Source organism: Paraburkholderia oxyphila NBRC 105797 (assembly GCF_000685075.1).
In the GTDB taxonomy this organism is placed as follows: domain Bacteria; phylum Pseudomonadota; class Gammaproteobacteria; order Burkholderiales; family Burkholderiaceae; genus Paraburkholderia; species Paraburkholderia oxyphila.
Window position 1 is genome coordinate 22389 of record NZ_BAYD01000111.1, and the last position, 12097, is coordinate 34485.

Here is a 12097-nt window from a genome sequence, read left to right on the forward strand (position 1 = left end):
CTCAGGAATGAGCGACCATCGCTTGACCGATAGCCTGTCTGTCCACGGGCGCGCTGAAGTCTCCGACGATGCGTCCGCGCACCATTGCGCCGGCTCGGTCAGCAAGCGCCAGCACTTCGTCGAGGTCTTCGCTGATAACCAGCACGGCAGCACCTTCATCACGAGCGGCGCGAAGCCGCGCATGGACTTGGGCGCTCGCGCGTACATCGAGTCCCCTGCTCGGGCTGTGTGCAAGGACAACTCTAGGCCGGCGGCCGAACTCACGCGCGATCACCAGCTTTTGCGCATTGCCGCCTGAAAGCAGCGAGACGTTCTGGCGTAGCGAGCGTACGCCGGCCACATCAAAATGTTTGACCGCCTTGACCGCGTCCGCCTCCATGCGGCGATAGTCGAGCCACAACGGGTTGCCGTAGCGGCCGGCGTGAACCTGCCCGATGGCGAAGTTCTCGACCACCGAAAGCAGCCCGGCTAGCGCAAGCGTCTGCCGGTCGGCGGGGATGCAGGCGATGCCCATTTGGCGCCGATCGACCGGGCTGGCGCGGCGCAGGTCTCCCGTGCCTTCGATCACCATGGAGCCGCTGTCGAGCGGCAGAAGGCCCATGATGGCCTGCATCAATTCACTCTGACCGTTGCCGCCCACCCCGGCAAGCCCGTAGATCTCGCCCGCGTGCACGGTCAGGTCCACGCCGTCGAGCGCGGGCAACCCCTGGCGGGTGCCGGTTCGGGACGCTGCGCTGCGCACGCCCCGCAGAAGAAGTCGCGGCTCGGCACGGTTTCGATTGGCAGCGGCGGCCGACGGCTTTTCCACTGCCACGGTCTCGCCCACCGCAAGACGGACCATCTCCGCCTCCGGCATTTCGGCTGGTCTGAACGTGTCGACCGTGCGGCCAGAGCGCATCACTGTCACGCGGTCGGCGTAGCGGCGGACATCGGCCATCTTGTGCGTGACCAGCACGACGGCTGATCCCTTCGAGGCCAGCAGACGCATCGTTTCGAGCAATCGCGCCGCTTCCTGGTCAGTGAGCACGGCAGTCGGCTCGTCGAGCACGAGAATGCGTGCGCCGGCCAGCAGCACCTTCAGTATCTCGACACGCTGCTGCTCCGCGATCGACAGTTGAGAAATTCGCCGGTCCGGATCAATTTCGAATCCGAGTGTCTCGCACTGCGCAAGGATCGCCTCACGGACCTTCGCGAGGCGCTTGCCATATCTTGGCTGTGCGCCGTCCATCGGGATGCCCAACAGGATGTTCTCGGCAACGGTAAAGCGGGAAACCAGCTTGAAATGCTGATGGACCATGCCGATACCGACGCGAGCTGCGTCGCGGGGGCCGTTCAGCCGAACAGGGCGACCGTCTACTGAAATGGTGCCTGTCTCGGGCGCGTAGAGGCCCGCCGCGACATTCATCAGGGTCGACTTGCCCGCGCCGTTCTCTCCGAGTAGGGCGTGCACTTCGCCCCAGCCTACTTCAAACTGAGCTTCGCTCAGCGCAACGAATCCATCGAACGACTTATGGATTCCAACAAGCTCGAGTGCCATTGTCATGCCAGTCCTTCGCCAGGTTTTGTACTTACTCAATCACAAGCCGATCCGCTGCCCCTGCCCATATGCAACGCAAAGCCAGCGAGTGCGCTGGAAACTACTCCTTCACACGACCGGGACTTCGCGCCGGTCATGCATTCGCCCACGGGTCAAACGGTTAAGGCAGCGTTCGCCGATCGGGGTATCCTGACGAGGAACCTGCGCTGGCGATGCAGCACGTGCTATAGACCGATCGGCCCGTCGATGTCTTTCTGACATCGACGGGCCGATTTCCGTAGGTTTGAATGCCGGCCGATCAATGGGTAGAATCCGCACCGACCAATTCCTCACGTCACACCACCGTTCCCGACTTGAATTCGACTGGATCCACCGTGGGACTAAACGGTCGTTTAAAGTCGGAGTCCATTAAAAACGACAACAACCGGAGCTTTCGATAGTTCTGTCGATTTTTACTTCATCCGATTTGCGGACCGATGGCTCCCGCCACATCGGCGGCGTCGCCGTAACAAGTGAAGTCTTGGATCGAAGTTTCACCAGTCAAAATTGCTTCGAACATATACAGTCGCCGGTCCGTCCGAGCCGCCGTGACGGAGACGAGGAAAAGCCGTTTGTTGGTGTTATCTGTACAGATGTGGTGACGTCGAGCGCATACGATTAAGGCAATGTTGCGAGCCACCTCCGAATTTCGCCTTCCAGCAGATTGCGTATAAACTTGCCCTGGTGGAAGGAAAGAAGCGATGCTCAAGGTGCGCCGCGAGGTGTACACGGCGGAGCAGATGGCGTACCCGCGTTCGCGAGCGGAGAACAAGCGTTTGCGGATGGCGCTGAAAATCGCGAAATGGCGGCGGCGTTCGACCGTCGGCCCACGCCCGGCTCGGCGTATCACTCGGACAAAGGCGGTCGAGACGCGAGCCACGAATTTCAGATCAGGCTGAGTTCGTAGCTTCAGGAGCGCATCGCCGCATGATTTAATTGGAGCGTGAAAACAGCCGTCGAAGAAATTTGTAGATCAGGACCACTACGTATTATCGTTTTATATATCCTATGTCCGTCAACCTGATGGCGTCGAAGTTACGGGTTGCGAGGAGCGCGTCGTGGGCCGATGCGCTCGAAGCGTTGAGGTCACACGGGCAGTGTGGTCAACAGCCGTCTGCCTGAACGAAGCGTGATAGGCTCCCGCTTGTGCGTTCGCGTTCGGGTGGCACTTCGAGCGGTCGCACCATCATCGCAAGGCCAGCGAATCGCTTGCGCGGCTGATATCATGATTTCCAATCAGGCGACGTGTAAATTCGCGGACTAAAGAAGGTCAATAATATCGGCATTCCCAATGCGACGAGGGCAATCATGCGTTTGAGCAAGGTCGTGGTGATCGGTGCGAGTGTCGCGGGTATGCGAGCCGTGGAGACGCTTCGCCGGGAACGATTCGAAGGCGAGATCACTTTGGTCAGCGCAGAGGCGCACGCGCCCTATGACCGGCCACCTTTGTCGAAACAGGTCCTGACCGGCGAGATCGCGCCAGATGCACTTCGGTACCGGGAGATCGAGTGGTTTGCGGAGCAGCGTGTCGATCTGCAGTTGGGCCTCGAGGCCAAGGAACTCGATACCCGGGCGAAGCAAATTCGCGTCGGTGAACGCTGGATGCCCTACGATGGGCTCGTGATAGCGACAGGCGCCCGAGCGCGCGAACTGGAGTTTGGCCAATCGCTCAAAGGCGTCTACTCGCTGCGCACGATCGATGACGCGGTGGCCATCAAGGAGCGGATCCTGCCCGGAGTCAGGGTGGTGATCATCGGTGCTGGCTTTATCGGATCGGAAGTCGCCTCGAGTGCGGCGGCCGCCGGCGCACAGGTGACTCTGGTGGAAATCGGTGCGACAGCGATGTGCCGCGTGGTGGGTATGCAGCTCGGGTCCGCACTAGGCAAGCTTCATGAAGAGTTCGGTGTCAATCTCATCTGCAACGCCCGGGTGACAGGGATTGGCGGGTACGAGCGTGCCGAATTCGTTCGGCTCGAGGATGGTTGGGAGTTGCCGGCCGATATCGTCGTCGTCGGCATTGGCGTGTCGCCGAATACGGAATGGCTGGTGAATTCCGGTTTGAAAATCGACGATGGCCTCGTATGCGACGAGACGCTGAATGCGGGGCCGGAAACAGTTTTCGCCGCCGGTGATGTCGTGGCGTGGCCGAACCGATGGTGGGGGGGCATGATGCGGGGCGAGCAGTGGCTCGTCGCTGCGGAGCAGGGGATGCAGGCCGCGAAGAATCTGCTGGCCGGCCGCGCGGACGCACGCCGCTTTTCGACCATACCGTACTTCTGGACCGATCAATACGGATGCCGGATTCAGGTGGCGGGCCGTACTGATGTGGGCGAACTCGTGCCCCTCGTCGGCGACGAGTTCCAGCGCCCCTTTGTCTGCGTTTTCAAGCAGGAAGATCAGATCAAGGGTATTTTCGCCGTCAATGCACCGAGGGCGTTTGCCATGCTACGGGGCGCATTGCAGCAACACCGCAGTTTCGATCGCGTGATGGAAAGTGTCGGCCGGGATCTGAGCACCGTGGACTGAGAGCAGCGGTGCTGCATCGCTGCTAACGTCGCAATGGACTCTTCTGATTGCCGAGGGGGCGTGGGCTCTTGGCCAACATGGCGATCAGCATGAAGGGTGTGAGGTATCCTTTCCGGCACCACGCGCTGGGAAATTTGCCATGGAAGCCACGTGAGTTTGCGCCGCGGGAATCGGCCTCGTCTAAATTCGTCGCCATGGCATGGCGATCAGCCGGCCTCTGGCCTGCGGTACCCGCCAGACAAGCCATTTTTGGAAAGCACGAATTGCCACAGCTGAATGTCGCGCGCCCGGAAGGCGCCGGCGCAGGAGAGCAGATAGTAGCGCCACATGCGGTAGAAGCGATGCCCCATCTCCGCCCTGAAGCGCGGCCAGGCCGCCTCGAAATTCGCATGCCACGCCATGAGCGTCCGGTCGTAGTCGGCACCGAAGTTGTGTAGATCTTCCGTGACGAACAGCCCGGTCGAAGCGTCCGCTATCTGGCCAATGGTGGGCAGCTGACCGTTCGGGAAAATGTATTTGTCGATCCACGGGTCGGGGGCGGAGTGCTTGTGGTTTTTGCCGATTGTGTGCAGCAGGAAGACGCCTTCTTCGTCGAGGCAACGGTGCGCGACCTTCATGTAGGTGCGGTAGTTTCTTGGCCCGACGTGCTCGAACATGCCGACACTGGCGATGCGGTCGAATTTTTCGTCGAGGATGCGATAGTCCTGCAGCCGGAATTCGACCGGCAAGTGCTGGCAGCGCTGCGCGCCCACCTGGGCCTGCTCTTTCGAAATGGTCACGCCCACGCACGAGACACCGTAATTTTCCGCAGCGAACTTCATGAGGCTGCCCCAGCCGCAGCCAATGTCGAGTAGCCATTGCGCATATTCGACCGAACTTCGGCCGTCACAAGATAAGTGCAAAGTAGTGAAAGACGGTTTGAATTGACGTTTTCGACCTCGTGGACGCTGGCCGCGATCGTTGCCACCGGCCATGCCGCAAACGAAGAAAAGCCGCGACTGGCGGTACCAGATTCGCTCACGCGTCCTTGGGCGCTTTGGGCAGGACGGACGCCAGAACCATCTCGATGATCAGATTTTCGGCTGCCTCGAAATCGCGGCTGTTCAGGTCATCGATGTCCATGGCAAGTTCCATCTGAACACGGAAGTCGGCGTAGGACTGCGTCATCGCCCAGATCGCAAAGAGGAGATGGGTGGAATTCGTTGGTGCGATGGCACCCGCTTGAATCCAGCGTTCGAATACCGCGATTTCCATCTGGAGATAGGGGACGAGCTTACGTTGGATCTGATTGCGATAGAACTTCGCGCCTGTGATGACTTCGAGTCCATAGACGCGCGAGCCCCACGGCCGCTCGCGGGAAAACCGCAGTTTCGCGACGATGTAGTCCCGAATGGCGTCCAACGGATCGTCGCGGGCGGCGAGTGAACGCATGCTGTCCAACCACGCGTCGAGGACGTTATCGAGCACGCGTTCGTAAAGCGCCTGCTTGCTGGGGAAATAGTAGAGCAGATTCTGCTTCGAGAACCCCGCGTCCTCACCGATCTTTGCCAGTGACGCACCTTCATAGCCGCATTGGGCAAATATCTTTTCGGCCGAAAGAAGGATCTCCTCCTCCACGGAATCCCGACTCGCCACGCGGCGCAATTGCGAGTGCTCAGGCATCGTTCCCCCCGGGATTTCTTGCACTTCCGTTGGCGGTCGCACGCTTCAGTCTGCAAACCACGGCGTATGCAGAAAGAGGTCGACTAACACATTAAAAATGTTTCGAGAATCCCGTGGCTGGACGCACGCGATTCCGACGTGAGGTCACTTTTCCATGGAGTAGTTGGCTTGTCAATCCAACGAGCCGTTCCAGTTGAAACCGTACTGCTACCGGCATCTGTACAGGACCCTCGACTGCCATGTACGGTAGCGCGAAATTCGCGGATCTGTGCATGTCCACCACGTTACGGCCACCCTATCATCAACGACGTGTTTTACCGATTGGTCAAAGTAGCCGCGCAGCCGGATTCGTGAGGTGGAAGGCAGGAAAGGCGGATTGACGGAGTGGATATTTCGGTTGTGTCTGCCGGGTACGAAAGCGTTGCGACGGATTGATTTCATCACAAACCAAGGAAATCAAAATGTTAATTGGCGTTCCGAAAGAGATCAAGAACCATGAATATCGCGTGGGTCTTACGCCTGCGAGTGTACGCGAGCTGACCTCGAGGGGGCACGGCGTCATCGTGCAAAAGAACGTTGGCGCCGAAATTGGCCTGTTGGACCAGCACTATGTCGATGCCGGCGCGTTGCTCGTTGCATCGCCCGAGGAGATTTTCTCCCGCGCCGACATGATCATCAAGGTGAAGGAGCCCCAGCCGTCGGAATGCGCGATGCTGCGGGAGGGGCAGATTCTCTACACGTATCTTCACCTCGCGCCCGATCCGGAGCAGACCGCCGCCCTCGTCAAGTCAGGTGCCATCTGTATCGCCTACGAGACCATCACGGGCCCCGGTGGCGGCTTGCCACTGCTCGCGCCCATGAGTGAAGTGGCAGGCCGGATGTCCGTTCAGGCCGCCGCGTCGCATCTCGAGAAATCGAAAGGTGGAAAAGGCGTGCTACTCGGTGGCGTTCCCGGCGTTGCGCCAGCGCACGTCGCGATCGTGGGAGCGGGGGTGGTGGGAACCAACGCCTTGCAAATGGCGGTTGGAATGGGGGCGCGAGTCACGGTTCTCGACAAGAACGTCGATCGGTTGAGGCAGTTGGATATGGTCTACGGAAACCGGATCTCCACTGTCTATTCGAACGCACAGTCGATTGAGGATGCTGTCGTGAGCGCGGACGTGGTGATCGGTGGTGTCCTGGTTCCTGGCGCTGCCGCGCCGAAACTCGTCACGCGGGAAATGATCGCCCGGATGGCGCCCGGTTCCGTCGTCGTGGACGTCGCCATCGATCAGGGAGGGTGCTTCGCCACTTCGCGAGCCACGGCGCACGCTGCGCCGACGTACCTCGTCGATGGCGTCGTGCACTACTGCGTGGCGAACATGCCTGGCGCCGTTGCGCGAACGTCAACCTTTGCACTCAACAACGCAACGATCGGCCATGCGCTCGCGCTTGCGGAAAAGGGCTGGAAGCAGGCGCTTTCCGAATCGGTACATCTTAGAAACGGTCTCAACGTTTGTCGTGGGCGGGTGACATTCGAGGCCGTGGCGAGGGATCTCAATTACGAGTACGTCCCGGCCGAGACCCTCCTGAACTGACCGCCATTTCATTGCGTCACGGCGAACGCACACGTCCATTGGCGGCGAGCCGTGGGTCATCGGGGCCTGCGGACTCGCCCGAACGCGAGCGCAAGATAAAGGGGTGAAATATGCCGGTCCTGATTACGGGTGGAACGGTCGTCAATGCGGATCGGCAGTTTCGGGCTGACGTGTTGTGCGAGGGCGGCAAGGTGGCGGCGGTAGGGCTGGATCTCGATGTCACGGCGGGATGCGAAGTGATAGACGCGAGCGGTCAATATGTCATGCCGGGCGGCGTCGACCCCCACACGCACATGCAGCTTCCCTTTATGGGAACGGTGAGCGCCGACGACTTCTACAGCGGAACGGCCGCCGCCTTGTCCGGCGGGACAACGACCATCATGGATTTCGTCATACCTCAACCGCGCGAGTCGTTGATGGACGCGTTCAGCACATGGAGGGGATGGGCGGAGCAGTCGTGTGCCGATTACACGTTCCATGTCGCGATTACATGGTGGGACGAATCGGTCCATCGGGACATGGGAACGCTCGTCAACACGATGGGCGTGAACAGCTTCAAGCATTTCATGGCGTACAAGAACGCCATCATGGCCGACGATGAAGTGTTGGTGAATAGCTTCCGCCGCTCGCTCGAGCTGGGAGCGGTGCCGACCGTTCATGCAGAGAACGGCGAACTGGTCTTTCAGCTACAGCAGGAATTGTTGAAGCAGGGGATGACAGGTCCACGTGCGCACCCGCTTTCACGCCCGCCGGCCGTGGAAACGGAGGCAGTCCAGCGGGCCATCACCATAGCAAACGTCATCAATACACCGTTGTACGTGGTGCACGTCTCGTGTCGCGAATCCGTTGACGCTATCGCACACGCGAGGGCGCGCGGACAGCAAGTCTACGGCGAAGTGCTGGCGGGTCACCTCGTCGTGGACGAGAGTGTGTACCAGAGCGACGACTTCGAATTTGCGGCGGCGCATGTGATGAGTCCGCCGTTCCGGAAGAAGTCCCATCGGAATGCACTGTGGAACGGTCTGGAAAATGGCAACCTGCAGACGACCGCGACCGACCATTGCACGTTTTGCGCGGAGCAAAAGGCGATGGGAAAAACCGACTTCACGAAGATACCCAACGGCTGCGGCGGCGTGGAGGACAGAATGGCGGTCCTGTGGGACGAGGGTGTCAACACCGGGCGCTTGACGGCGTCGGAGTTCGTCCAGGTTACGTCAGCGAATGCGGCGCGGATTTTCAATATGTATCCGCGCAAGGGCAGCGTTTCCGTCGGCGCCGACGCGGACATCGTAATTTGGGACCCGGAAGGGACGAGAACCATTTCGGCCGCGAGTCAACGCGCGAAAGGCAGCTTCAATGTTTTTGAAGGACGGACCGTCAAAGGTATTCCTAGCCACACGCTGAGTGGCGGAGCCGTCGTTTATGCACGAGGTGACCTGCGCGTCAGAAAAGGTACGGGTAAATACGTCGAACGGCCCGCATTCAAGCCGACGCATCAGGCCTTTTCGCGGATTGCAGACGAATAAATCGTTGGGTTCGTCACGTTACCTTGGGCCGGACGGCGCGATCCATTAATCAGCGAGGCAAATCATGTGGAGCAGGGAGACAGTGCTTGACGTCGAGCACGCAAGTTCGGGGGGGCTTGCGCGGATGATGGGCGCTGCGCGGGCGGTTCCCAAGAAGGCATCGGCGAGCGTCGGCACTTATTCGAGGAAGGTCATCACCATGCCCACGAATCCGTGTCGCAACGAACGCGGATACTGCACGGTCGCGATGCAACCGGGGGCGCCGGGTGGCGGATACACGACGCCGCACGGGGTCACGCAGACGCTCCTTCGCGCTGAACGCTACGGCCGCGCGTCGAATGACGTTTGCCGAATGATTGGCGGTGCACGCCCGCATCAAGATCGCGGATGGACGTTTTCTGGTCGCCAGAATGGAAAAAAGCTGGGGCCGCAAAAGCGGCCCGCTCGGCACTTTCACTTGCGATGCCACGTTGAATCGTCGAAGCAGGCAGAGGAGGCCAGCGCATGAGGACCCTGTCGCGATACGGCGTTCACGAGCCGGATTTCGTCCAACCCTTGAAGCCGCGCGCCTGCAATCCGGTGAATTTCGTTCTCCGCCGGTCGGCCGATCGGGTTCCTTTCCGCGGGGACGTTGAATATGTCTAAGCGTACTGAATCTCCCCGTGTGACCCTGCTTGCGGGCGGGGTTGGCGGCGCGCGTATGGCCACTGGCTTATGCGCCGCTCTTGCGCCCGGCGCCTTGAGCATCGTCGCGAACATTGGCGACGACGAGCGTTTCTACGGGCTTCACGTATCGCCCGATCTCGATACGATTCTCTATACCCTCGCGGGCGCGGTCGATGTTTCGCAGGGGTGGGGCGTGTCCGGCGATACGGTACGGGTTTTGGAGACCCTCCTCAAGCTCGGCGCGCCCGCATGGATGAAACTCGGCGATGTCGATTTCGCGCTCCACATCTATCGATCATGGCGGCTCGCAAACGGCGACCGGCTCACCGATATCATGTCCGACGTGGCGCTCCGGATGGGATTGAAATGCCGGTTGCTTCCGGCCACGGACGGCGTCGTTCCGACGGAGGTCGATACCGAGGAAGGGGTGTTGCGATTCCAGGAGTGGTTCGTCGAACGCCGAAGTGCGCCAAAGGTGCGTCGCCTTTATTTCAAAGGTGCATCGACGACTGAACCCACTCGCGAGGTTCGGGACGCCATAGGCGAGGCCGATATTGTCATTATCGCGCCATCTAACCCACTGCTCTCCATCGAGCCCATACTCGCGCTTCGTGGTTTGCGGCAGCGGCTCGCTGAACGGCGGACTCCCTGCGTGGCCATATCGCCCTTGATCAATGGGCGCGCGGTCAAGGGTCCCCTGGACCGTATGCTCGCGGACATGGGGTTGCCGGGCGGAGCCGTCGGTATCGCCGAATGTTACGCGGGCCTGATAGATGGGATCGTGATCGATCAAAGTGATGCTTCAGAGGAAGCGGCGCTGCGTAATCGCGGAATCAAAGTGCTAACGGCTGAAACTTATATTAAGGAGCCGGAAAGATCGAAAAGTCTGGCGGAACTCGTTCTCGATTGGGCCGGGCATCTGAATGCGGGTGCCTTGGCAGGAGGCGAACAATGATGAAGACACGGATTGCCATCCTCGTGACAGGAGGGTGCGTTGAATAGCTCGTCCTGCTCTCTGCGGATGTTCACGTTGCCCGGGATCCCGCACGTCAAGCCCGGGGACGACGTCGGCGCGTTGATCGTGCATGCGATGGAATCCATCGGCGAGCGTTGGCAAGAAGGTGACATCGTCGTCGTCGCGCAGAAGATCGTGTCCAAGGCGGAGGATCGATTCCGGCGAATCGCAGACATAACGCCGTCGAGTGTCGCGTATGACTATGCGGAGAAGACGGGGAAAGATCCCCGGAAGATCCAGGCCATCCTCGATGAATCGACCGAGGTGGTTAGGGTAGGGGGCGTCCCACCCAACGGCATCATTATCGCGCGCCATCGTCATGGCTGGATCTGCGCGAATGCCGCGATAGACGAATCGAACGTAGGGGAGGACGGCACGTTGCTCCTGTTGCCCGAGGATCCCGACGATAGCGCGCGGCGGATTGCTCAAACGATTCGGATGCACGCCGATATCTCGCCAGGCGTCATCATCAGCGACACATTTGGCCGCCCGTGGCGCGTGGGTCTCGTCAACGTGGCAATCGGTTTGGCCAATGTTCCCGTCATCGACGACTGGATTGGAAGGCCGGATGCATATGGTCGAACGCTTCAGGTGTCCCAGCAGGCCACTGCAGACGAACTCGCGGCGGCGGCCGGCATGTTGATGGGAAAGGCCAGTATGACGCCTGCGGTCGTCGTGCGAGGCCTGAGTTGGGAAATGGATGAAGCCGCGCGCGCCACACAGTACGTACGCCCGTTAAAGGAGGACTTTTTCAAGTGAAGATCGCAATCTTGGGTGGCACCGGGCCACAAGGACAAGGACTCGCCCTGCGCTTTGCCAAGGCCGGCATTGATGTCGCACTGGGTTCCCGTGAGCAGGCGCGAAGCGCCGATATTGCAGCGGAGTTGAACAGGCGAATCTCGGAATACGAAGGGCGGGGGGAGATCGAGGGGTACGCCAACGCGGAGGCGGTGTCACGCGCGGATGAGATCGTCATGCTGGCGGTGCCGTATGCCGGCCATGACGCGACGCTGGAAGCGATTCGTCCGGCGCTCGAGGGGAAGATCCTCGTCGACCTTGTCGTGCCGCTGGCCGAAAAGGACCCGAAGTCGGTCGCCATGCCGCCGGAGGGGTCCGCTACGGAGGCGGCTCAGGCTTTGTTGGGTCCGGGTGTCAGGGTCGTGGGTGCGCTTCACAACGTTTCCGCCCACACGCTCAACCTGCTCGACGAGCGAATTAACTGCGACGTACTGGTTTGCGGTAACGACGCAGACGCAGCGCAAACGGTGATGGACCTGGTCGGAAGGCTCGAGGTATCGACGTACTATGCCGGCCCGGCGATCAACGCGCGCTGTCTCGAGGCCATTACGCCGATTCTTATACGGTTGAATATCAGCAAGAAAGTTCCATTCAGTCACGCAGGCATTCGTATCTGGGCGCCTGGCAGTCCTGCCTGAATCGGTCGACCTATTACCCATCGTGAGGATGAAGATCGTGCAATTTGGCATTTGTTTCAAGGGCTTCGTGGAGCCCGACCGTGCTCGCGCGCTGGTGCGCCTGGCCGAGGCGT

8 protein-coding genes and 1 pseudogene are annotated in these 12097 nt (G+C 60.3%); 6 read left to right on the forward strand and 3 right to left on the reverse strand.

Features of this window, described 5'->3' with window-relative positions; all coding sequences use genetic code 11:
- Window position 1 precedes the first annotated feature (1 nt).
- On the reverse strand, window positions 2-1537 hold the full coding sequence (locus tag BO1_RS39810; RefSeq protein ID WP_245644023.1) for an ABC transporter ATP-binding protein: 1536 nt from the start codon (window positions 1535-1537) through the stop codon (window positions 2-4).
- A gap of 1347 nt (window positions 1538-2884) precedes the next feature.
- On the opposite strand from BO1_RS39810, the gene BO1_RS54730 reads away from it, so the two are divergent.
- Window positions 2885-4102, forward strand: a complete 1218-nt coding sequence (locus BO1_RS54730; protein ID WP_043288605.1) for an NAD(P)/FAD-dependent oxidoreductase — start codon at window positions 2885-2887, stop codon at window positions 4100-4102.
- Between the two features lie 206 nt (window positions 4103-4308).
- Here the strand turns inward: BO1_RS54730 and BO1_RS54735 are convergent.
- Together BO1_RS54735 and BO1_RS39830 are read right to left on the reverse strand one after the other, a co-directional pair.
- Window positions 4309-5100, reverse strand: a pseudogene (locus tag BO1_RS54735) (class I SAM-dependent methyltransferase); the annotation flags it as partial.
- Between the two features lie 19 nt (window positions 5101-5119).
- Window positions 5120-5764 carry a TetR/AcrR family transcriptional regulator gene (locus BO1_RS39830; protein WP_028222343.1) on the reverse strand — a complete coding sequence of 215 codons (645 nt, stop codon included), beginning with the start codon at window positions 5762-5764 and terminating at the stop codon, window positions 5120-5122.
- A 461-nt stretch (window positions 5765-6225) separates the two neighbouring features.
- On the opposite strand from BO1_RS39830, the gene ald reads away from it, so the two are divergent.
- The 5 genes from ald to npdG all read left to right on the forward strand — a co-directional run bounded on the left by ald (window position 6226) and on the right by npdG (window position 11984).
- Window positions 6226-7341, forward strand: a complete 1116-nt coding sequence (gene ald / locus BO1_RS39835) for an alanine dehydrogenase (protein ID WP_028222344.1) — start codon at window positions 6226-6228, stop codon at window positions 7339-7341.
- Between the two features lie 110 nt (window positions 7342-7451).
- On the forward strand, window positions 7452-8867 hold the full coding sequence (gene hydA, locus BO1_RS39840) for a dihydropyrimidinase (RefSeq protein ID WP_028222345.1): 1416 nt from the start codon (window positions 7452-7454) through the stop codon (window positions 8865-8867).
- 637 nt (window positions 8868-9504) lie between these two features.
- The gene (gene cofD, locus BO1_RS54740; protein WP_043288609.1) at window positions 9505-10488 is read left to right on the forward strand and encodes a 2-phospho-L-lactate transferase; all 984 of its coding nucleotides are present in this window, start codon (window positions 9505-9507) and stop codon (window positions 10486-10488) included.
- Between the two features lie 39 nt (window positions 10489-10527).
- On the forward strand, window positions 10528-11307 hold the full coding sequence (cofE, locus tag BO1_RS39855) for a coenzyme F420-0:L-glutamate ligase (RefSeq protein ID WP_028222346.1): 780 nt from the start codon (window positions 10528-10530) through the stop codon (window positions 11305-11307).
- Window positions 11304-11984, forward strand: a complete 681-nt coding sequence (gene npdG, locus BO1_RS39860; RefSeq protein ID WP_028222347.1) for an NADPH-dependent F420 reductase — start codon at window positions 11304-11306, stop codon at window positions 11982-11984. The genes cofE and npdG overlap by 4 nt, the downstream gene beginning before the upstream one ends.
- The last annotated feature ends 113 nt before the right edge of the window (window positions 11985-12097 follow it).